Annotated in this window: 22 protein-coding genes and 4 tRNA genes; 25 read left to right on the top strand and 1 reads right to left on the bottom strand. The window is 36.1% G+C overall.

What is annotated here, in order from left to right:
• Positions 1 to 563 precede the first annotated feature (563 nt).
• From rpmH to spo0J, 10 genes are all read left to right on the top strand, one after another.
• Positions 564 to 698, top strand: a complete 135-nt coding sequence (gene rpmH / locus MHH66_RS27405) for a 50S ribosomal protein L34 (RefSeq protein ID WP_000831901.1) — start codon at positions 564 to 566, stop codon at positions 696 to 698.
• A 76-nt stretch (positions 699 to 774) separates the two neighbouring features.
• Complete coding sequence (gene rnpA, locus MHH66_RS27400) at positions 775 to 1,122, top strand: ribonuclease P protein component (RefSeq protein ID WP_002089963.1); 348 nt, start codon at positions 775 to 777, stop codon at positions 1,120 to 1,122.
• Between the two features lie 52 nt (positions 1,123 to 1,174).
• Complete coding sequence (gene spoIIIJ, locus MHH66_RS27395) at positions 1,175 to 1,942, top strand: YidC family membrane integrase SpoIIIJ (RefSeq protein ID WP_002016477.1); 768 nt, start codon at positions 1,175 to 1,177, stop codon at positions 1,940 to 1,942.
• Positions 1,939 to 2,556: an RNA-binding cell elongation regulator Jag/EloR gene (gene jag, locus MHH66_RS27390; protein ID WP_078184989.1), complete on the top strand. Its 618-nt coding sequence runs from the start codon at positions 1,939 to 1,941 to the stop codon at positions 2,554 to 2,556. The genes spoIIIJ and jag overlap by 4 nt, the downstream gene beginning before the upstream one ends.
• A 227-nt stretch (positions 2,557 to 2,783) precedes the next feature.
• Entirely contained in the window at positions 2,784 to 4,160 is a 1,377-nt protein-coding gene (gene mnmE / locus MHH66_RS27385; RefSeq protein ID WP_002034990.1) for a tRNA uridine-5-carboxymethylaminomethyl(34) synthesis GTPase MnmE, read from the top strand.
• A gap of 58 nt (positions 4,161 to 4,218) precedes the next feature.
• Positions 4,219 to 6,108 carry a tRNA uridine-5-carboxymethylaminomethyl(34) synthesis enzyme MnmG gene (mnmG, locus tag MHH66_RS27380; RefSeq protein ID WP_078184990.1) on the top strand — a complete coding sequence of 630 codons (1,890 nt, stop codon included), beginning with the start codon at positions 4,219 to 4,221 and terminating at the stop codon, positions 6,106 to 6,108.
• A 22-nt stretch (positions 6,109 to 6,130) separates the two neighbouring features.
• Entirely contained in the window at positions 6,131 to 6,850 is a 720-nt protein-coding gene (gene rsmG, locus MHH66_RS27375) for a 16S rRNA (guanine(527)-N(7))-methyltransferase RsmG (protein ID WP_063219293.1), read from the top strand.
• 105 nt (positions 6,851 to 6,955) lie between these two features.
• Complete coding sequence (gene noc / locus MHH66_RS27370) at positions 6,956 to 7,828, top strand: nucleoid occlusion protein (protein ID WP_002016471.1); 873 nt, start codon at positions 6,956 to 6,958, stop codon at positions 7,826 to 7,828.
• 186 nt (positions 7,829 to 8,014) lie between these two features.
• A complete protein-coding gene (gene soj / locus MHH66_RS27365; protein WP_002016469.1) occupies positions 8,015 to 8,776 on the top strand; it encodes a sporulation initiation inhibitor protein Soj in 762 nt (253 codons plus the stop codon).
• A complete protein-coding gene (gene spo0J, locus MHH66_RS27360) occupies positions 8,769 to 9,620 on the top strand; it encodes a stage 0 sporulation protein Spo0J (protein WP_171902578.1) in 852 nt (283 codons plus the stop codon). The genes soj and spo0J overlap by 8 nt, the downstream gene beginning before the upstream one ends.
• 20 nt (positions 9,621 to 9,640) lie before the next feature.
• On the opposite strand, the gene yyaC is transcribed toward spo0J, so the two are convergent.
• Positions 9,641 to 10,237 carry a spore protease YyaC gene (yyaC, locus tag MHH66_RS27355; protein ID WP_002089953.1) on the bottom strand — a complete coding sequence of 199 codons (597 nt, stop codon included), beginning with the start codon at positions 10,235 to 10,237 and terminating at the stop codon, positions 9,641 to 9,643.
• Between the two features lie 260 nt (positions 10,238 to 10,497).
• Here yyaC and MHH66_RS27350 point away from each other — a divergent pair, with 260 nt between their 5' ends.
• From MHH66_RS27350 to MHH66_RS27280, 15 genes are all read left to right on the top strand, one after another.
• Positions 10,498 to 11,355, top strand: coding sequence for a mechanosensitive ion channel family protein (locus tag MHH66_RS27350; protein ID WP_002016466.1), 858 nt, complete (start codon positions 10,498 to 10,500; stop codon positions 11,353 to 11,355).
• A 20-nt stretch (positions 11,356 to 11,375) separates the two neighbouring features.
• Positions 11,376 to 11,573 carry a DUF951 domain-containing protein gene (locus MHH66_RS27345; RefSeq protein ID WP_000436054.1) on the top strand — a complete coding sequence of 66 codons (198 nt, stop codon included), beginning with the start codon at positions 11,376 to 11,378 and terminating at the stop codon, positions 11,571 to 11,573.
• Positions 11,574 to 11,688: 115 nt separating this feature from the next.
• Positions 11,689 to 12,789, top strand: a complete 1,101-nt coding sequence (ychF, locus tag MHH66_RS27340; protein WP_078184991.1) for a redox-regulated ATPase YchF — start codon at positions 11,689 to 11,691, stop codon at positions 12,787 to 12,789.
• A 191-nt stretch (positions 12,790 to 12,980) separates the two neighbouring features.
• Positions 12,981 to 13,271: a 30S ribosomal protein S6 gene (gene rpsF / locus MHH66_RS27335; protein ID WP_001233782.1), complete on the top strand. Its 291-nt coding sequence runs from the start codon at positions 12,981 to 12,983 to the stop codon at positions 13,269 to 13,271.
• 26 nt (positions 13,272 to 13,297) lie between these two features.
• Entirely contained in the window at positions 13,298 to 13,819 is a 522-nt protein-coding gene (gene ssb, locus MHH66_RS27330) for a single-stranded DNA-binding protein (RefSeq protein ID WP_000981963.1), read from the top strand.
• Between the two features lie 44 nt (positions 13,820 to 13,863).
• Positions 13,864 to 14,097: a 30S ribosomal protein S18 gene (gene rpsR, locus MHH66_RS27325; RefSeq protein ID WP_000918874.1), complete on the top strand. Its 234-nt coding sequence runs from the start codon at positions 13,864 to 13,866 to the stop codon at positions 14,095 to 14,097.
• Positions 14,098 to 14,179: 82 nt separating this feature from the next.
• Positions 14,180 to 15,115 carry a YybS family protein gene (locus MHH66_RS27320; RefSeq protein ID WP_078184992.1) on the top strand — a complete coding sequence of 312 codons (936 nt, stop codon included), beginning with the start codon at positions 14,180 to 14,182 and terminating at the stop codon, positions 15,113 to 15,115.
• A 78-nt stretch (positions 15,116 to 15,193) separates the two neighbouring features.
• The gene (locus MHH66_RS27315; protein ID WP_002016460.1) at positions 15,194 to 17,167 is read left to right on the top strand and encodes a DHH family phosphoesterase; all 1,974 of its coding nucleotides are present in this window, start codon (positions 15,194 to 15,196) and stop codon (positions 17,165 to 17,167) included.
• Positions 17,164 to 17,610 (top strand): 50S ribosomal protein L9, encoded by a 447-nt coding sequence (gene rplI, locus MHH66_RS27310; RefSeq protein WP_002130186.1) that lies wholly within the window; start codon positions 17,164 to 17,166, stop codon positions 17,608 to 17,610. Before MHH66_RS27315 ends, rplI begins: the two co-directional genes overlap by 4 nt.
• 27 nt (positions 17,611 to 17,637) lie before the next feature.
• Entirely contained in the window at positions 17,638 to 18,999 is a 1,362-nt protein-coding gene (gene dnaB, locus MHH66_RS27305) for a replicative DNA helicase (protein WP_002016457.1), read from the top strand.
• Between the two features lie 215 nt (positions 19,000 to 19,214).
• Complete coding sequence (locus tag MHH66_RS27300; protein WP_002034994.1) at positions 19,215 to 20,504, top strand: adenylosuccinate synthase; 1,290 nt, start codon at positions 19,215 to 19,217, stop codon at positions 20,502 to 20,504.
• 154 nt (positions 20,505 to 20,658) lie between these two features.
• Positions 20,659 to 20,734 (top strand) — tRNA-Lys (locus MHH66_RS27295).
• Between the two features lie 13 nt (positions 20,735 to 20,747).
• Positions 20,748 to 20,819, top strand: a tRNA-Glu gene (locus MHH66_RS27290).
• 22 nt (positions 20,820 to 20,841) lie between these two features.
• Positions 20,842 to 20,917, top strand: a tRNA-Asp gene (locus tag MHH66_RS27285).
• 41 nt (positions 20,918 to 20,958) lie between these two features.
• A tRNA-Phe gene (locus tag MHH66_RS27280) sits at positions 20,959 to 21,031 on the top strand.
• The last annotated feature ends 210 nt before the right edge of the window (positions 21,032 to 21,241 follow it).

The following is a 21,241-nucleotide window of genomic DNA, read 5'->3' as shown; positions in this document are numbered from 1 at the left end:
AGGTGTCCCTCCTTTACAAAGATGGTAAAAGAATAAGGTTGTGCAACAATTGTACAACCTGTAAATATTTCTAATGCATATTTACACGAAACGTATTTTAAAATATAAAAACGTCGTTAGTATCCGAGATAGAGTTTTCGACAAAATAACACATGTGGACAACTATTTACTCACATGTGATTTAAACTATCCACATGTTATACACAAATTGTGGATAAAATAAAGGTGTGGAAAACTTATTCAAAGTGAAAACACAACTATAATATCAAAAAAAAGCAGCTATAGCAATGAATTTAAGAAAGTTATCCACAAAATCAATACCTTGTGGAATAAACTTGTCCACAACACGATATACTGTGTAAAAGTAAAAAAAGAGTTTGTGGATACAAAAAAGAGGAAATATATTTATCCACAAGGAAATATAGGTACTGTGAAAAAGTTTGTGAATAGGTTAAAAATGAATATTTGATGAAAATTTCGAGAACCATTGACATTTTCCTATTTGATTTACTATAATTTATTAGACTGTCTTTAACAGATATTCCTCAGGGAGGTGTCATATAATGAAAAGAACTTACCAACCAAATAAACGTAAGCGCAGCAAAGTACATGGTTTCCGCAGCCGTATGAGCACAGCAAACGGACGTAAAGTGCTAGCAGCTCGTCGTCGTAAAGGAAGAAAAGTATTATCTGCGTAGACCACTGATCGTTCAGTGGTCTTTTTTTCTAATAATAATGAGTTTCCGCTGATGAAATACAGGAGTGTCAAATGATATGAAGAAAAAAAATCGTATAAAAAAGAATGATGAATTCCAGGCTGTTTTCCAAAAAGGACAATCGAATGCCAATCGCCAGTTTGTTGTATACAAATTAGATAAAGAAAAACAGCCGCATTTTCGCATTGGTCTTTCTGTTAGTAAGAAAATAGGCAATGCAGTAGTGCGTAATCGAATTAAGCGTATGATTCGCCAATCGATTATAGAATTAAAAGATGAGATAGATTCTGGAAAAGATTTTGTTATAATAGCAAGGAAGCCTTGTGCAGAGATGACATATGAAGAGTTAAAGAAAAGCTTAATTCATGTCTTTAAACGCTCTGGTATGAAAAGAATAAAAAAGTAGCGTAAGGAAATGAATTACACTATATACATACCGAAACAAGGAGGAGCAGGCTTTGAAAAAGAAAATAGGTTTATTAGCCATGGTTATTATGCTAATGGCAATTGCTACCGGCTGTAGTGAAACAAATCAACCGATTACACCGAAAAGCACTGGGATTTGGAATGAATATTTCGTATACCCGCTTTCTCAGTTAATCACGTATTTTGCAGAATTATTTGGTAGTAATTACGGTTTAGCAATCGTTGTTACAACTCTTATCATTCGTTTTGCATTATTACCATTAATGATTAAACAAACGAAGAGTACGAAAGCAATGCAGGCGTTACAACCAGAAATGGTGAAATTAAAAGAGAAATATAGTTCTAAAGATCAAGCAACACAGCAAAAACTACAACAAGAAATGATGCAGTTATATCAAAAGAATGGTGTAAACCCATTAGCAGGATGTTTACCAATATTTGTTCAGATGCCTATTTTATTCGCGTTTTATCATGCGATTATGAGAACAACAGCAATTAGTGAACATACATTTTTATGGTTCGATTTAGGACAGGCGGATCCGTTCTATATCCTTCCAATTGTTGCAGCTATTACGACGTTTATTCAGCAAAAGCTTGCAATGGCAGGAACGGCTGGACAAAATCCGCAAATGGCAATGATGATTTGGCTTATGCCAATTATGATTTTAGTCTTTGCAATTAACTTCCCAGCAGCACTATCATTGTACTGGGTAGTTGGTAATATCTTTGGTATCGCTCAAATGTATATGATCAAGGGGCCTGACATTAAGGCTAGTAAGGCAGGAGGATCAAGCAAGTGAGTATGATTACTGCTAAAGGACAAACAGTCGAGCTGGCAGTACAAGATGCTTTAAGACAATTAAATGCTTCGAAAGATCGAGTAGATATAAATATTATCGATGAGGGTAAGAGGGGGTTCCTAGGTTTATTTGGGAATCGCCCCGCTGTTGTAGAAGTTGTATTGAAAAAAGATCCAATCCAAGAATGTGAAGAATATTTAAAAAATGTTATTCAAAATATGGGTGTGGAAGTTGAGATTAGAAAAATTGTAAAAGGACGCGAAGTTGAATTTACAATTTCTGGTGAAAACATTGGTATTTTAATTGGTAAAAGAGGGAATACGTTGAATTCTTTACAGTATTTAACAAAACTTGTTGCGAACCGTAATACAAAGCAATATATTGGTATTACACTGGGTGCTGAAAACTATCGTAGTAAAAGAAAAAATACGTTAGAATCTCTTTCCTATCGATTAGCAAAACAAGTAGTGAGTACGAAAAAAAGAGTTGTTCTAGAACCAATGCCTTCTTTCGAACGAAAAATTATTCACCAAGCATTATCTAATCATCAAAATATCATTACAACTTCTGAAGGAAAAGAACCACATCGGTATGTTGTAATATCTTCCAAGTGACCGGTTACTCAATTGAGTGCCGGTTTTTTTGAGGAGAAAATAAATGTGGATAACTAAAAAACACTAAACTTATCCACTGTGAATAAGTTTAGTGTTTTTTACATAAGGACATAATAAAATGAGTTATTATTCTTTTGTAGATAGGTTCGTTATGGTATCCTAATAATTTAGTGACGGAAAAAATTCATGTTGAAATAGAGATAAATAAGCAAGTGAGGTGAAAGGACATGGAATTTGATACAATTGCCGCAATTTCCACAGCACTTGGGGAAGGTGCAATTGCCATTGTTCGAGTAAGTGGGGATGATGCGATTGAGAAAGTCGATCGTATTTTTAAAGGGAAGGATTTAACACAGGTTTCTTCTCATACAATTCATTATGGTCATATTGTCGATTTAGATACAAATCAAGTTATTGAAGAAGTTATGGTGTCCATTATGCGTGCACCAAGGACTTTTACGCGTGAAAATATAGTAGAAATTAACTGTCATGGTGGACTTGTTTCGGTAAATAAAGTATTACAGCTTATTTTAGCGCAAGGAGTACGACTGGCAGAGCCTGGTGAATTTACAAAACGTGCTTTTTTAAATGGACGTATTGATTTGTCACAAGCAGAAGCTGTTATGGACTTAATCCGTGCAAAAACAGATCGTGCTATGAATGTAGCGATTAACCAAATGGAAGGACGATTATCTAAATTAATCGGCCATCTGCGTCAAGAAATATTAGAAACATTAGCTCATATTGAAGTGAATATAGATTACCCAGAATATGATGATGTAGAAGAGATGACGCATAATATTTTAATTGAGAAAGCTACACATGTCCGTGCTGAAATTGCAAAGATATTAGAAACATCGAAGCAAGGAAAGATTTTACGTGAAGGCATTTCTACCGCGATTATCGGTAGACCTAACGTTGGGAAATCATCGCTATTAAATAGTCTTGTTCAGGAGAAAAAGGCAATTGTAACTGATATTGCAGGAACAACTCGTGATGTTATTGAAGAGTACGTTAATGTGCGTGGTGTACCACTTAAACTTATAGATACAGCCGGAATTCGTGAAACGGAAGATATTGTTGAACGAATTGGTGTAGAGCGTTCGAAGGAAATGATGAGCCAAGCAGACTTAGTGTTAATTGTAGTGAATTATAGCGAGGCTTTAACAAATGAAGATGAGGATCTATTCCGTGCCGTACAAGGAAAAGATTTCATTGTTATTGTAAATAAGACAGATTTACCGCAAGAAATTGATATGGAACGTGTTACAGATTTAGCGGTAGGAAATCGTGTTATTACAACATCTTTAATTGAGGAGCAAGGAATAGATGAGCTTGAAAAGGCGATAGCTGATTTATTCTTTGAAGGAACAATTGATTCTGCGGATATGACATACGTGTCTAATGCGAGACATATCGGATTATTAACACAAGCAGGAAGAACAATTAACGATGCAATTGAAGCGATAGAAAATGGTGTTCCGATTGATATGGTTCAAATTGATTTAACAAGAGCGTGGGAAATACTTGGTGAAATTACTGGTGATACTGTCCATGAAAGTTTAATTGACCAATTGTTCTCTCAATTTTGTTTAGGAAAATAAAGTAAAACTTTAATCAGAGATGATTTAGTAAGATAGAGGTTATTAGGAGGAATAAACAATGGGATACAATGCCGGTTCATATGATGTCATAGTAATCGGTGCAGGTCATGCAGGATGTGAAGCTGGTCTTGCGGCAGCACGAATGGGCTCAAAAACATTAATGTTAACAATTAACTTACATATGGTAGCGTTCATGCCATGTAACCCTTCTGTTGGTGGACCAGCAAAAGGGATTGTTGTTCGTGAAATTGATGCATTAGGCGGAGAAATGGGACGCAATATTGATAAAACACATATTCAAATGCGTATGTTAAATACGGGTAAAGGACCAGCTGTACGCGCGCTTCGTGCACAAGCTGATAAATTCTCTTACCAGCATGAATTAAAGAAAACAATTGAAGAAACACCAAACTTAACGTTGTTTCAAGGTCTGGTAGAGCGTTTAATTATTGAAGATGGTGTATGTAAAGGGGTAATTACGCAAGCTGGTGCTGAATACACAGCGAAAACAGTTGTAATTACAACGGGAACATTTTTACGTGGTGAGATTATTATGGGCGATTTAAAATATTCAAGTGGTCCAAATAATCAGCAACCATCTATTACATTATCTGAACACTTAGAGGAACTTGGTTTTGATCTTGTTAGATTTAAAACAGGTACACCTCCGCGTGTAAACAGTAATACGATTGATTATAGTAAAACAGAAATTCAACCAGGTGATGATAAGCCACGTGCTTTCTCTTTTGAAACGACAAAATTTATTATGGATCAAATTCCATGTTGGTTAACGTATACAAGTACAGAAACACATCGTTTAATAGATGAAAACTTACATCGCTCAGCTATGTATTCTGGTATGATTAAAGGAACAGGGCCTAGATATTGCCCTTCAATTGAAGACAAGGTAGTAAGATTTAATGATAAACCACGTCATCAAATTTTCTTAGAGCCAGAAGGACGTAATACACAAGAAGTATATGTACAAGGCTTATCGACGAGCTTACCAGAAGATGTACAGCGTGCAATGCTTAGAACAATTCCTGGCCTGGAAAATGTTGAAATGATGCGTACGGGTTATGCAATTGAATATGATGCGATCGTACCAACTCAACTATGGCCAACACTTGAAACGAAAAAAATTAAAAATTTATATACAGCAGGACAAATTAACGGAACTTCTGGTTACGAAGAAGCAGCAGGACAAGGGCTTATGGCTGGGATTAATGCAGCGTGTCGTTCTTTAGGTAAAAAAGAAGTTATTTTAGGTCGTGCTGATGCTTATATTGGTGTCTTAATTGATGACCTTGTAACGAAAGGTACAAATGAACCATATCGTTTATTAACGTCTCGTGCAGAATATCGCCTATTATTACGCCATGATAATGCTGACCTTCGTTTAACTGAAGTTGGTCGTGAAATTGGCTTAATTAAAGAAGATCGCTATGAGCGATTTACAAATAAAAAGTTACAAATTGAACAGGAGAAGGAACGGTTAGAGAGTATTTTTATTAAACCGCGTCCTGAAGTTCAAGAATTAATTCGTAGTATTGGCGGAAGTGAATTGAAAGATGGAATACGTGCAAGTGACTTATTACGTCGTCCAGAGGTGACATATGAGCATATTCATCTTTTAGTACCAAGTGAAGTAGCATTAAGTGATGAAATTACGGAACAAGTTGAAATTCAGACCAAGTACGAAGGATATATCGAGAAATCTTTACAGCAAGTAGAACGTATGAAGAAAATGGAAAACAAAAAAATTCCTGTGGATATTGATTATGATGCGATTTCTAGCCTTGCCTCAGAAGCAAGACAGAAATTGAAAGATGTTCGTCCGCTTTCAATGGGGCAAGCTTCACGTATTTCTGGTGTAAATCCAGCTGATGTTTCAATTTTGCTTATTTACATTGAACAAGGAAAAATTGCACGAGTATCGAACCAATAACATAGTAAGGAGATATTGCTAGATGAATATAGAACAATTTCAATCTATGCTAGAAGAGAAGGGTATTTCCCTCTCTTCTAGACAGTTAGAGCAGTTCAGAATCTATTTTGAAACATTAGTAGAGTGGAATGAAAAAATGAACTTAACGGCTATTACGGAGAAAGAAGAAGTATACTTAAAACACTTTTTTGATTCTGTTACAGCGGCTTTTTATTATGATTTTTCGAAACCATTTTCTATTTGTGATGTTGGAGCAGGAGCTGGATTCCCAAGTATCCCTTTAAAAATCTGTTTCCCGCACTTAAAAGTAACAATTGTAGATTCATTACAAAAACGTATTAATTTCTTAAATCACTTAGCGCAAAAGTTAGAATTAAGTGATGTTGCATTTTGTCATGATCGTGCTGAAACATTTGGAAAAAAAGAAGGTGTACGTGAAGCATACGATATTGTAATGGCACGTGCAGTTGCACGTCTTTCTGTATTAAGTGAGCTATGTTTACCACTTGTAAAAGTAGGGGGAACATTCATTGCAATGAAAGGTGCAGCGGCGAACGAAGAAATCGAAAATGGCAAATATGCTTTAGAGGTACTTGGCGGAGAATTGAAAGAAATGTCTACGTTCCAATTACCGTTTGAAGAAAGCGAGCGTAATATTTTATTAATCGAGAAAAAGCGCAAGACACCAAAGAAATATCCACGCAAACCGGGAACGCCCAATAAATTACCTATTGAAAAATAAATCTTATTAGACGTAAGATTAAATTATATAAATGAAAACGTAAATGTTTCATAGGAAACATTTTATGTAGAACAGTCAATAGGCCTAAAAGGTGGTGGAATATGTATGAAAAATACGTTTTCTCGTTTATTTGGCTTTGGAGATAAAGAGAGCGAATTCGAATTACAAGACGAAAGCCATGAAGAAATAGCTAAAAAGGTATATGAAGAAATACAGGAAATTCCGATAGTAAACATTACCCCTAACCGTTATCAACCACGAACAGTTTTTGACGATGCACGTATTGAGGAGCTAGCATTAACGATTCGTACACATGGGCTTATCCAGCCGATTGTTGTGAGACAGTATGAGGATGATAAGTACGAGATTATTGCCGGGGAAAGACGTTTCCGCGCAGCAACAAAGTTAGGGTGGGAAAAAGTTCCTGCAATAATAAAGAATTTAAATGATACTGAGACAGCTTCTGTAGCGTTAATTGAAAATTTGCAACGTGAGGAATTAACAGCAATTGAGGAAGCTGTGGCATATCAAAAGCTGATTGAGTTACATAATTTAACACAAGAAGCATTGGCACAACGACTTGGAAAAGGACAATCGACAGTCGCAAATAAATTGCGATTATTAAAATTGCCTGAAGAAATCAAAAGTGCATTATTAGAAAAAAGTATTACAGAACGGCATGCTCGCGCCCTTATTCCTTTAAAGAATGAGGAATTACAACTGAAGGTTTTACAAGAGATTGTGGAGAAGCAATTGAATGTAAAGCAAACAGAAGAACGAATTGCAAAGTTATTAGAAGAAGTAAAACCAAAGCGCAAAGCGAAGCAAAAAGCAGTAAGTCGAGATGCGAGAATTGCTATGAACACGATTAGACAATCATTACAAATGGTTGCTAATAGTGGTTTGAATGTTAATTCTGCGGAAGAAGAGTTTGATGAATACTATCAAATTACGATTAAAATTCCGAAGAAAAAATAATTACGTGCTAGAGACCTTATCCTATTGGAGAGGTCTCTTTTACTATATTTTCTTGTTAAAGCAAGAAGGAGTTTAGAAATAAATTTTGAAGTTTAATAAGGACGTAAAAGAAAAACTTTTATTTCATGTTACAATAAACGTAATTGTTTCTAGAATAAGAAAGAAAGGTTGAAAGTAGGTGACATCATGGGAAAAATCATTGCTATTGCTAATCAAAAAGGCGGTGTTGGAAAAACAACAACATCCGTTAATTTAGGGGCCGGATTGGCACAAGTAGGAAAAAAAGTCCTTCTCGTAGATATTGATGCTCAAGGAAATGCAACGACTGGTGTAGGGATTGAAAAGTCTGAATTAGATCAATGTATTTATAATGTTCTTGTAGAAGATGCAGATGTTCAAGGTGCCATACGGAAAACCGCAACTGAAAACTTAGATGTTCTACCCGCTACAATTCAATTGGCTGGTGCTGAAATTGAATTGGTACCAACCATTTCCCGGGAAGTACGCTTGCAAAGAGCGTTACAGCCAATTCGTGATGAATATGAGTATATTATTATTGATTGTCCCCCATCCTTAGGGTTATTAACGATTAATGCATTAACCGCAGCAGATTCTGTTATTATTCCTGTACAGTGTGAATATTACGCGCTGGAAGGGTTAAGTCAGCTATTAAATACAGTTCGACTTGTGCAAAAGCATTTAAATAAAAATTTAGCAATTCAAGGTGTATTGTTAACGATGTTGGATGCTCGTACAAATTTAGGAATTCAAGTTATAGATGAAGTGAAAAAATACTTTAGAGATAAAGTATATCGTTCGATTATTCCTCGTAATGTTCGCTTAAGTGAGGCACCAAGTCATGGAAAACCAATTATGCAGTATGACGCTAAATCAAGAGGAGCAGAAGTATATTTAGATTTAGCAGAGGAAGTGATTGCAGGTGGCTAAGGGATTAGGAAGAGGAATCAACGTGTTTTTTCCAGATTTAGATGTGAAAGAAGAAGAAACGATTCAGGAGATTATAGTAACTGAATTAAGGCCGAATCCATATCAACCACGTAAACATTTCAATAAAGAAGCGATTCAGGAATTAGCGGCTTCTATTAAAGAGCACGGTATATTGCAACCGTTAATTGCTCGCAAGAGTATTAAAGGATATGAAATAGTTGCAGGTGAAAGAAGATATCGTGCTGCTAAAGAGGCCGGACTTGAGAAAGTGCCTGCTGTCGTAAGGCAATTAAATGAGCAGCAAATGATGGAATTTGCTTTGCTTGAAAACTTACAACGAGAAGATTTAAATCCTATGGAAGAGGCAATGGCATATCAGATGTTAATGAACGAGCTAAATGTAACACAAGAACAATTAGCAAAACGTCTTGGTAAAAGCAGGCCTTATATCGCAAATTATACTCGTTTGTTAAGCCTCCCTTCATTCGTTCAAGATATGATTGCAAACGGTCAACTTTCAATGGCTCATGGGAGAACTTTACTTACAATAAAAGATGAAGAACAGTTGAAATCTTTATTGAAGCGAATTGAAAAAGAAGGACTGAACGTTCGCCAATTGGAACAAATTGTCCAGGAAATTAATCAACGTGTTTCACGTGAAACACAACAAGTGAAAAAAGAAAGAAATATATTTTTTGTAGAGCGCGAAACGTTTTTAAGAGAAAAGTTTGGTACTGATGTAAAAATTAAAGAAACGAAAAAAGAAAAAGGTAAAATCGAAATCGAATTTTTTAATAAAGAAGATTTAAATCGAATTTTAGAATTATTATCAAAGGGAAATTAAAAAGCAAACCATCTTATTGTTTATAGATGGTTTGCTTTTTTTAATGCAGATAATTTTTGATCGGTTTCTTTTATACTTTGTGCAATTACATCGGCCATCTTCATGACTAAACTTAGTCTTGTATTTTGAAGTACGAAAAACTCCATGAAACCATTTAAATTTACGATGCCATGAATATGCAAATCACCAATTTCAGGTAATTTCTTATTCATCGCAGCTCCAGGTTTACTGGGGCCCTTTCCGGTAGTTATAGAACCGATACTTTGAGATTTTCCTAAACATGCATCAACAGCAATAATAAATGAAGTAGGGTTTTCTTTCTGTATATTCTGAATTTTTTCCTCTAGATTTAGTGCATGTATTGGTTCGTCTAGTGTGCCGAATACTTGAAGGTTTTTGATTTCAATTTGTTCTAGTTTAGTACCAACTAATGGACCAAGTGCATCACCGGTGGAACGGTCTGTTCCGATACAAACGAGAATGAGTGGCATATTAGTCTTAATGGGAATATGGGAAAGTAAGAAATTACTGATTGTCTCAGAGGCTTCTAAGTCATGATGCATAACATTTTGAGTTTCTTTTTCAAAAAAAGGTAAGCGAAAACTTCTAATATTCATGAAGCACCCATCCTTTTAATAAATTTTCACAATATGTTATATGGTGTGTGAAATGGAAAATTATAAGTGCATACTTTCTACAAACTGTGAATGAAAATGGAAATAATAGTACTAGTATATATATATTCGTTTCATTTTATACCTGAATGGAAGTTAACAAATGGAATTAAAGTCATAAATTTTTTTCAGAAATCAGAGAGAGTTCTGATACAATAATAAGGATAACTAAAAAGAAATTTTAGCTAGAGAGGTAGAGGGACATGGATTTAGCGTTGAAATGGTTTGAGTCCATTGATTGGACGAATATAGGTGTGAAGTCACTAAAAATAATCGTTATTTTAATACTTGGTGCAATCGTTGTGCGAGTTGCAAGGGCAATTGTACGAAATGCGTTTCGTATGGGAAGCCGTTCGCCGATTCAAATTTCAGAACGTCGTACAGTTACGGTAGCGAAGTTGCTTGAAAATATTGTGGCATACGTTGTTATGTTCATTATGTTAATTGCGATTTTAGGTGTGTTTGATATTAATGCATCAGGTCTATTAGCCGGTGCTGGGGTAATTGGTTTAGCAGTCGGTTTTGGTGCACAAAGTTTAGTTAAAGATGTTATTACAGGATTATTTATTTTGTTAGAGGATCAATTTTCAGTAGGTGATTATGTAAGAATAGGGCAATTTGAAGGAACTGTTTTGGAAATTGGACTACGTACAACGAAGATGAAAAGCTGGACAGGTGAAATTCATATAATACCAAATGGTAGTATTGTACAAGTAACGAACTTTTCCGTTAGTAATAGTGTAGCATTTGTTGATGTATCTATTTCTTATGAAAGTGATATAGTACGAGCGGAGCAAGTTATTGAAGATTTATTAGTAGAATTACCAGGAAAATATGAGAAAATGGTAACAACACCTCAATTGCTAGGTGTTCAAACATTGGCAGCGTCTGAAGTTGTATTACGTGTTATTGCTGAAGTTGAGCCGATGCAGCATGCAGTTATTGCGAGGGCTCTTCGCAAAGAGATTAAAAATCGTCTTGATTTACATGGGATTGAAATTCCATACCCACGTATGGTTTTATATAGTCGCGAAGAATTGGTTAGTGAAAAAGCAATTTAATAGTGGGAGGGATTTAGAGAATGGAGCAAAAGCAATATAACTTGTACGATGTTGTGGAAATGAAGAAAGCCCATCCATGTGGTGAAAATCGCTGGAAGATTATTCGTATGGGAATGGATATCCGCGTTAAGTGCGAGGGGTGTGACCATTCGGTAATGATTCCTCGAAGAGAGTTTGATCGCAAGGTGAAAAAAATACTTGTGAAGCACGAAGAATAGTGAAAAAGCAACGGCTGCAGTAGACAGCCGTTGCTTTTTTTCATTTGGTGGAAACTTGTCATTTTTTTCGTTACTATCTATAATGATGAAAGATTGAGACATAGGAGTGAAAAATATGGGATTAACGGCTGGGATTGTTGGATTACCTAACGTAGGTAAGTCCACTTTATTTAATGCAATTACACAAGCAGGAGCAGAATCTGCGAACTATCCATTCTGTACAATCGATCCAAACGTAGGGATTGTAGAAGTACCAGATGAGCGTTTAAATAAATTAACGGAATTAGTAGAACCGAAAAAAACTGTTCCGACTGTATTTGAATTTACTGATATTGCAGGTATCGTAAAAGGTGCGAGTAAAGGTGAAGGGTTAGGAAATAAATTCTTATCTCACATTCGTCAAGTAGATGCAATTTGCCAAGTTGTTCGTTGTTTTGAAGATGAAAATATTACGCACGTTTCAGGAAAAGTAGATCCAATTGATGACATTGAAACAATTAACTTAGAACTAATCTTAGCGGATTTGGAATCTGTTGATAAGCGTATCGAACGAGTTGCGAAGTTAGCAAGACAAAAAGATAAAGAAGCTGTATATGAGCATGAAATTTTAGTTCGTTTAAAAGAAGCTTTTGAAGAGGGAAAACCAGCTCGTACTGTTGAATTTACAGAAGAGCAAATGAAGATTGTTAAAGGCCTTCATTTACTTACAACGAAAGAAATGCTATATGTAGCAAACGTAAGTGAAGATGATATTATGGATCCTTCTGACAATAAATATGTACAAACGGTAAAAGAATTTGCAGCAAATGAAAATTCTCAAGTAATCGTTGTATGTGCAAAAATCGAAGAAGAAATCGCTGAGCTAGACGAGGAAGAGAAAAAAGTATTCCTTGAAGAACTAGGCATTGAAGAATCTGGTTTAGATCAATTAATTCGTGCTGCATATGATTTATTAGGACTTGCTACTTACTTCACAGCTGGTGTGCAAGAAGTACGTGCATGGACGTTTAAACAAGGTATGAAGGCACCACAATGTGCTGGCGTAATTCATACAGACTTTGAGCGTGGATTTATTCGCGCAGAAACAGTTTCTTATGATGATTTAATGACAAACGGTTCTATGACAGCTGCAAAAGAAGCTGGAAAAGTACGTTTAGAAGGAAAAGAGTATATCGTAAAAGACGGAGATGTTATGCACTTCCGCTTCAACGTTTAATTTAATATTTCCTAGGAAAAATAAAGATATGAGCTTGGCAAATATATTATGTGTTTGCCAAGTTTTTTACGTATTGGTGAGTTGATTCATATAACTTACTATGATATAATCTAAACTCGTGAGTAATTACTATAAATTAATTGCTCCTTGCCCATTATGGGCCGTTTAGACCAAAAGGAGGTGAAAGTGTAATGAGAAAGTACGAAATTATGTACATCATTCGTCCTGGCGTTGAAGAAGAAGCTCAAAAAGCTTTAGTTGAACGTTTTGCAGGTGTTTTAACAAACAATGGTGCAGAAATCATTAACACGAAAGAGTGGGGTAAGCGTCGTTTAGCTTACGAAATCAACGACTTACGTGAAGGTTTCTACATGATCTTAAACGTGAACTCTAACTCAGAGGCGATTAACGAATTCGACCGTTTAGCTAAGATCAACGAAGATATCCTTCGTCATATCGTTGTTAAAGAAGAAGAAAAATAATTGATATATAAGGGAGAGTGGTTCGATTGATGAATCGTGTTATCCTCGTTGGTCGTTTAACTAAGGACCCTGACTTACGTTACACGCCCAATGGTGTTGCAGTAGCTACTTTTACGTTAGCTGTGAATCGCGCATTTGCGAATCAACAAGGTGAGCGTGAAGCTGACTTTATTAATTGTGTAATATGGCGTAAACAAGCAGAAAACGTGGCAAATTATTTGAAAAAAGGTAGCTTAGCAGGCGTAGACGGACGTCTTCAAACTCGTAATTACGATGGACAAGATGGTAAACGTGTATATGTAACAGAAGTTCTTGCGGAGAGCGTACAATTTTTAGAGCCGCGTAATGGCGGTGGGGAGCAACGTGGTTCATTCAATCAGCAACCATCAGGAGCTGGTTTCGGTAACCAAAGCTCTAACCCATTTGGTCAATCTAGTAATTCAGGTAACCAAGGTAATCAAGGTAACTCTGGATTTACGAAGAATGACGATCCATTTTCGAATGTTGGTCAACCGATTGACATTTCGGACGACGATTTACCATTTTAATGGTGTGAATCGGCTATTTTTAACAAAGAATGGAGGGAATAGACATGGCAGGACGCAAAGGTGGACGTGCGAAGCGTCGTAAGGTGTGTTTCTTCACATCTAACGGCATCACTCGCATTGACTATAAAGATGTTGATTTATTAAAACGTTTCGTTTCTGAGCGCGGTAAAATTTTACCTCGTCGTGTAACAGGAACAAGCGCGAAATACCAACGCAAACTTACAGTTGCAATTAAACGTGCTCGTCAAATGGCACTTTTACCATATGTTGGTGAATAATAGCGTATGAAATGCACAGTAGAGTCGGACTCTACTGTGCATTTTGCTATGCTTTTCTTTTTTTTGAAAGAGAGGTTAGATGATGAAGAATACGAAATTTATTACTGAGGGTGCAGCACTGTTAGCGATATATGCAATGTTATTGCTTATATCTATGTATGTTCCAATTTTAGGTACAGTTGTAACGTTTGCGTTGCCATTGCCATTTATATTGCTAACGATAAGATATAGATTATCTAACGCCTTTATAGTTTTTACTGCGGCGCTTTTTATTACTGTTATTGTCAGTCAGCCGATGAACCTAGTAAAGACAACTATGTTTGGATTGATAGGTATCGTTTTAGGATATATGTATAAAAAACGAAAAAAACCGGTAGAAACTTTAATGGCGGGGACGCTTGCGTACTTAATTGGTATTATGCTCATTTATGTTGCGAGTATAAAGTTTTTTAACATAGATTTAATGAAGCAAATGCAAAATATGTTTAATGAAAGTATGGCGCAAAGTGAAAAGATAGTTACTGCTGCGGGTATGCCTATTAGTAAAGAGCAAAAAGAATTATTTGCACAATTTAATGATGTGTTACAAACGTTATTCCCAAGTTTGCTTGTAATGGTTTCTGTATGTTTTTCTTGGATTACAGTTATGATATCAGGTAGTGTTTTGAGAAAACTAAAGCATGACGTTATACCTTGGCCTAAATTTAAAGATATACAATTACCAAAGAGTATTGTTTGGTATTACGTTATATTTATTTTGCTATCAACTTTTATAAAAGTAGAACCGACATCATATTTACATATGGTATTTTTTAATTTATATGTCATATTTGCTTTACTACTAGTACTGCAAGGTCTGACATTTATCGCTTTTATAGCGCATAGCAAAGGTTTTACGAAAGGTGTTCCTATTATTAGTTTTATTGTCTGCATGTTTATTCCGATGATGTTTCCTCTTGTAACAATCTTAGGTATAATTGATTTAGGGATTTCATTGCGTTCTAAAATAGGGGAATAAAATAATATTCCTTACACTATTTTAATTTGTTTAACTAACTGGAAAGTGAGTTAGTTTTACTTTATAGGAGTTGTATACATGCCTGAATTTTATAAGAAACAGTGGTTTTTATATCCTGTTTACGTATTGGCATTTTTTGTATTCGTGCTAATTTCACTCCTCTGTTACTTTCATTTAATTATGGGGATATCAGCCTTTTTTATCTTTTGTATTGTACTTTTTTTCGTTATACGATTCGAACTTACTTTTCAAAGGAATTTTGAAAAACATACGACAGATATGATTACAAGGGTAAAGAAAGTGAGTAATGAAGCATTTAACCAAATGCCAATTGGTATTTTGTTATACAATAAGGATTATGGGATTGATTGGGCGAATCCTTATTTATCATCATGTTTGGGGCAGCATGCATTAGCTGGTTGGCACCTTTACGATGTATCAGAAACATTACTCCTTTTTATTAAGGGGGAAACTTCTGACGATATAGTTTCTTTAAATAATCGAAAGTTTCGTGTTTTTGTAAGGAAAGAAGAAAAATTAATTTATTTCTTTGATGTAACGGAACAAACAGAAATTGAAAAGATGTATGAAGATCAACGCACTGTTTTAGCTGTTATTTATTTAGATAACTATGATGAAGTTACACAAGGATTAGATGACCAATTACGTACGAATATAACAAGTCTTGTGACGTCACGTCTAAATGAATGGGCTGTTAAGTATGGTGCATATTTGAAACGTGCATCTTCAGAAAGATTCTTCGTTGTACTAAATGAAAGTATTTTAGCGCAAATGGAGAAAGGGAAATTTAGTATTTTGGATCAAGTGCGTGAAGAAACATCAAAAAGGAATATACCACTTACATTAAGTGTTGGTGTTGGCTCAGGTGATTTACCTTTATCAGAGCTTGGAGCGATGGCCCAATCTGGTTTAGACCTTGCATTAGGACGAGGAGGAGACCAAGTAGCTATTAAACAAGCAACGGGTAAAGTTAAGTTTTACGGTGGTAAGACGAATCCGGTTGAAAAGCGTACTCGTGTACGTGCTAGGGTTATTTCGCATGCATTAAAGGATTTAGTATTAGAAAGCAGTAATGTCATTATAATGGGGCATAGAGCTCCTGATATGGATGCGATTGGTGCAGCGATTGGTATTTTAAAGGTAGCTCAATTAAATGAGCGCAAAGGATATATTGTATTAGATGAAAATGATTCTGATAAAGGAATCAAACGTTTGATGGATAAAGTGAAACAAAATGAAGAGTTATGGTCACATTTTATTACACCAGGGCAAGCGATGGAATTTGCAAATGATGATTCATTACTTGTTGTTGTTGACACACATAAACCTTCAATGGTGATGGAGGAAAAACTGTTACACAAGATTGAAAATGTAGTAGTTATTGACCATCATCGCCGCGGGGAAGATTTCATTGAAGATCCATTACTTGTTTATATGGAGCCATACGCTTCTTCAACGGCAGAGCTTGTTACAGAATTACTTGAGTATCAACCGAAAAATTTAAAGATGACAATGTTAGAAGCAACGGCATTGTTAGCTGGTATTATTGTTGATACAAAAAGTTTTACATTCCGTACAGGCGCTCGTACATTTGATGCCGCTTCTTATTTACGCTCGCATGGCGCAGACACTGTACTTGTACAAGAGCTTTTAAAAGAAGATATGGGTCAGTATTTACGAGTTGCAAAAGCCATTAAAAATGCGTACATTTATAAAAATGGAATTGCGATTGCTAAAGTTGATGGTGATGAATATTATGACCAAGTACTTATTGCACAATCAGCAGACACATTATTGACAATGACAGGTATCATTGCATCGTTTGTTATTGCAAAACGTGGAGAAAATTTCATTGGAATTAGTGGTAGATCTTTAGGTGAATTGAATGTACAGCTAATTATGGAGAATTTAGGAGGTGGCGGGCACTTAACAAATGCAGCCACACAAATGAAAAATGTTACAGTAGATGAAGCGGAGGAGAAGCTTCGATTTGTTATTGATGACTATTTACAGGGAGGCACACAATCATGAAAGTAATTTTTCTAAAAGACGTAAAAGGTAAAGGTAAAAAAGGAGAAATAAAAAATGTACCAGACGGTTATGCAAATAATTTCTTACTAAAACAGGGGTTAGCTGCCGAAGCGACAAACAGCAGTATGAAAACTTTAGATGCTCAAAAGCGCAAAGAGGAAAAAGATGCAGCAGCAGAAGTTGAGAATGCAAAAGAGCTGAAAGAAACATTAGAGAAATTAACTGTAGAAGTAAAGGCGAAATCTGGAGAAGGTGGCCGCTTATTTGGTTCTATCACGAGTAAACAAATTGTAGATGTAATGCAAAAGTCACACAAGATTAAACTTGATAAACGTAAATTTGAAATGGATGATGCAATCCGTGCATTAGGTTATACAAACGTCAATGTGAAATTGCATCCGCAAGTAACAGCAACAGTAAAAGTTCATGTTAGTGAACAATAAAAATAAATTAAGCAAGGAGGATTGCGTATGAGTGATGTAATGGCTGATCGTACCCCTCCGCATAATATAGAAGCTGAGCAGGCAGTCTTAGGTGCCATATTAATTGATCAGGATGCGTTAACGTCAGCATCGGAACTATTGGTACCTGACTCATTTTATCGAACGAAACATCAAAAGATTTTTGAAGTCATGCTTGGGTTGTCTGATAAGGGAGAACCAATCGACTTAGTAATAATGACATCAGCGATGGCTGATCAAGGATTACTAGAAGAAGTTGGTGGGGTTTCTTATCTAGCAGAGTTAGCAGAAGTTGTTCCAACAGCTGCTAATGTAGAATATTATGCACGCATCATCGCTGAAAAGGCACTTTTACGTCGTTTAATTCGAACGGCGACTCATATTGTATCGGATGGATACGAGCGAGAAGATGATGTGGATGGCCTTTTAAATGAGGCTGAGAAAAAAATATTAGAAGTATCTCACCAAACAAATGCAAAAGCATTCCAAAACATTAAAGATGTTCTTGTAGATGCTTATGATAAAATTGAACTTTTGCATAATCAAAAGGGTGAAGTTACCGGGATACCAACTGGATTTACTGAATTAGATAAGATGACCGCAGGTTTTCAGCGAAATGATTTAATCATCGTGGCGGCGCGTCCATCGGTAGGGAAAACTGCATTTTCACTAAATATCGCACAAAACGTAGCGACGAAAACTGATGAAAATGTAGCGATTTTTAGTTTAGAGATGGGCTCTGATCAGCTTGTTATGCGTATGCTTTGTGCAGAAGGAAATATTGATGCACAAAGACTTCGTACCGGTTCATTAACTTCTGATGATTGGGCGAAATTAACGATGGCGATGGGTAGCCTTTCTAATGCTGGTATATATATTGATGATACACCAGGGATTAAAGTAAATGAGATTCGAGCAAAATGTCGTAGATTAAAGCAAGAGCAAGGTCTTGGGATGGTTTTGATTGACTATTTACAGCTTATTCAAGGAAGTGGGAAATCAGGAGAAAACCGTCAGCAGGAAGTATCTGAGATTTCTCGTACATTAAAAGGGATTGCACGTGAATTACAAGTACCTGTTATCGCCTTGTCGCAGTTATCTCGTGGTGTAGAATCCCGTCAAGATAAACGTCCGATGATGTCTGACATTCGTGAATCAGGAAGTATCGAGCAGGATGCTGACATTGTAGCCTTCCTATATCGTGAAGATTACTATGACCGTGAAACAGAAAATAAAAATACAATTGAAATTATCATTGCAAAACAACGTAATGGTCCGGTAGGTTCAGTAGAGCTTGCGTTTGTTAAGGAATTTAATAAATTCGTCAACTTAGAACGCCGCTTTGAGGATGGGCATGCACCGCACGCATAAAGGCAGTATAAAAAAGAAACACATTTCTTATAATAAGATGTGTTTCTTTTTTTTTATATGAAAGATAGGGCTTTCATAAGGTGAATATGTAATTCTTACGAACGAAAACGTTTTTCGATAAAAAAATGTTCGCTTTTTGGTTGACTTCTCTTTCTGTTTTGGTACAATTATATTGTTTGAATAGATCGTTTGAAAATTGCGGAGGTGCTTTAATAATGTCTTCAGTAGTAGTTGTAGGAACACAATGGGGCGACGAAGGAAAAGGTAAAATCACTGATTTTCTTTCTGAGCATGCGGAAGTAGTTGCAAGATATCAAGGTGGAAATAACGCGGGACATACAATTGTTTTCGGCGGAGTTAAATATAAATTACACTTAATTCCATCTGGTATTTTCTATAAAGAGAAAATTTGTGTAATCGGAAATGGCTTAGTAGTAGATCCGAAAGCATTACTTGAAGAGTTAAAATACTTACACGATCGTGGTGTAAGTACTGATAATTTACGTGTAAGTAACCGTGCACACGTTATTTTACCTTATCACTTAAAACAAGATGAATTAGAAGAAGCGAGTAAAGGTGATAACAAGATCGGTACAACGAAAAAAGGTATCGGTCCTGCATATATGGATAAAGCTGCTCGTATTGGTATCCGTATGGCTGATCTTTTAGACCGTGAAGCATTTAAAGAGAAGCTTGAGCGTAATTTAGTGGAGAAAAATCGTTTGTTTGAAAAAATGTACGATACAGAAGGTTTCAGCGTAGAAGAAATCTTTGAAGAGTACTTCGAATACGGACAACAAATCGCACATTACGTATGCGATACATCTGTCGTATTAAATGATGCACTAGATAACAATAATCGTGTATTATTTGAAGGTGCACAAGGTGTTATGCTTGATATCGACCACGGTACGTACCCGTTCGTTACATCTTCTAACCCAATTGCTGGTGGTGTAACAGTTGGAACTGGAGTTGGTCCTGCGAAAGTTACTCGCGTTGTAGGTGTATGTAAAGCATATACAAGCCGTGTTGGTGATGGTCCATTCCCTACTGAACTTAATGATGAAATCGGTCACCAAATTCGTGAAGTTGGTCGTGAATACGGAACAACAACGGGTCGTCCACGCCGTGTAGGTTGGTTCGATAGCGTTGTTGTAAGACATGCACGTCGTGTTAGTGGTTTAACAGATTTATCATTAAACTCTATCGATGTATTAACAGGTATTCCAACTGTTAAAATTTGTGTTGCTTACAAATGCAATGGCGAAGTTATCGATGAAGTTCCAGCTAACTTAAACATTTTAGCGAAATGTGAGCCTGTATATGAAGAGCTTCCAGGTTGGACAGAAGATGTTACTGCTGTGAAATCATTGGATGAGCTTCCTGAAAATGCAAGAAAATACGTAGAGCGTGTTTCTGAATTAACAGGAATCCAATTATCTATGTTCTCGGTTGGACCAGATCGTAATCAAACAAATATCGTTCGTAACGTATACGAAGCTTAATTGATATAAAAAATTGATTTTTTTAAGAAAAAACTCATATTTTTATGAGTTTTTTCTTAATTTTTTATAAAAAATAAAAAAAGGTATTGCAAAAATGAAAGATATCATGTTATGATATGTCTTGTCGTCACGAAAATATGACGTTGGTGAGTATGAGCCATTAGCTCAGTTGGTAGAGCATCTGACTTTTAATCAGAGGGTCGAAGGTTCGAATCCTTCATGGCTCACCATTTTATTTTTCGTGGCCCGTTGGTCAAGTGGTTAAGACACCGCCCTTTCACGGCGGTAACACGGGTTCGAATCCCGTACGGGTCATGTTTTTTTTATGTTCATTTTTGGTCCCGTGGTGTAGTGGTTAACATGCCTGCCTGTCACGCAGGAGATCGCCGGTTCGACCCCGGTCGGGACCGCCACTTTTGTTTATACCACCATTAGTGGTTTTATATATAGTTTTGGCTCGGTAGCTCAGTCGGTAGAGCAGAGGACTGAAAATCCTCGTGTCGGCGGTTCGATTCCGTCCCGAGCCACTCTCAGGATATTAAGTGGGCCCACTTAATATCCTTTTTATTTTGTCCAGTTTTACAAATGTGGGTAGTTATTTTACAATAGAATGAGGAGCCTCTAGCAGTTGAAGCTAGAGGTTTTTCTATAGATCGTATAGGATTCCGTGTAAAAGTGGATGATACATGAGTCTATGAGAATAGAGGAGAAATACTTAGACTAAGATTGTTGTCATA

The organism is Bacillus sp. FSL H8-0492, assembly GCF_038006145.1.
Classification (GTDB): Bacteria; Bacillota; Bacilli; order Bacillales; family Bacillaceae_G; genus Bacillus_A; species Bacillus_A mycoides.
Note: the sequence above shows the minus strand (reverse complement) of the source record. Positions and strands in the feature narration are given on the sequence as shown.

What these genes read in the sequence shown, in the direction of transcription:
- rpmH (WP_000831901.1), top strand. Translation starts at nt 564, where the DNA reads ATGAAAAGAACTTACCAACCAAATAAACGTAAGCGCAGCAAAGTACAT.
- rnpA (WP_002089963.1), top strand. Translation starts at nt 775, where the DNA reads ATGAAGAAAAAAAATCGTATAAAAAAGAATGATGAATTCCAGGCTGTT.
- mnmE (WP_002034990.1), top strand. Translation starts at nt 2,784, where the DNA reads ATGGAATTTGATACAATTGCCGCAATTTCCACAGCACTTGGGGAAGGT.
- mnmG (WP_078184990.1), top strand. Translation starts at nt 4,219, where the DNA reads ATGGGATACAATGCCGGTTCATATGATGTCATAGTAATCGGTGCAGGT.
- rsmG (WP_063219293.1), top strand. Translation starts at nt 6,131, where the DNA reads ATGAATATAGAACAATTTCAATCTATGCTAGAAGAGAAGGGTATTTCC.
- noc (WP_002016471.1), top strand. Translation starts at nt 6,956, where the DNA reads ATGAAAAATACGTTTTCTCGTTTATTTGGCTTTGGAGATAAAGAGAGC.
- soj (WP_002016469.1), top strand. Translation starts at nt 8,015, where the DNA reads ATGGGAAAAATCATTGCTATTGCTAATCAAAAAGGCGGTGTTGGAAAA.
- yyaC (WP_002089953.1), bottom strand. Translation starts at nt 10,237, where the DNA reads ATGAATATTAGAAGTTTTCGCTTACCTTTTTTTGAAAAAGAAACTCAA.
- MHH66_RS27350 (WP_002016466.1), top strand. Translation starts at nt 10,498, where the DNA reads ATGGATTTAGCGTTGAAATGGTTTGAGTCCATTGATTGGACGAATATA.
- MHH66_RS27345 (WP_000436054.1), top strand. Translation starts at nt 11,376, where the DNA reads ATGGAGCAAAAGCAATATAACTTGTACGATGTTGTGGAAATGAAGAAA.
- ychF (WP_078184991.1), top strand. Translation starts at nt 11,689, where the DNA reads ATGGGATTAACGGCTGGGATTGTTGGATTACCTAACGTAGGTAAGTCC.
- rpsF (WP_001233782.1), top strand. Translation starts at nt 12,981, where the DNA reads ATGAGAAAGTACGAAATTATGTACATCATTCGTCCTGGCGTTGAAGAA.
- rpsR (WP_000918874.1), top strand. Translation starts at nt 13,864, where the DNA reads ATGGCAGGACGCAAAGGTGGACGTGCGAAGCGTCGTAAGGTGTGTTTC.
- MHH66_RS27320 (WP_078184992.1), top strand. Translation starts at nt 14,180, where the DNA reads ATGAAGAATACGAAATTTATTACTGAGGGTGCAGCACTGTTAGCGATA.
- MHH66_RS27315 (WP_002016460.1), top strand. Translation starts at nt 15,194, where the DNA reads ATGCCTGAATTTTATAAGAAACAGTGGTTTTTATATCCTGTTTACGTA.
- rplI (WP_002130186.1), top strand. Translation starts at nt 17,164, where the DNA reads ATGAAAGTAATTTTTCTAAAAGACGTAAAAGGTAAAGGTAAAAAAGGA.
- dnaB (WP_002016457.1), top strand. Translation starts at nt 17,638, where the DNA reads ATGAGTGATGTAATGGCTGATCGTACCCCTCCGCATAATATAGAAGCT.
- MHH66_RS27300 (WP_002034994.1), top strand. Translation starts at nt 19,215, where the DNA reads ATGTCTTCAGTAGTAGTTGTAGGAACACAATGGGGCGACGAAGGAAAA.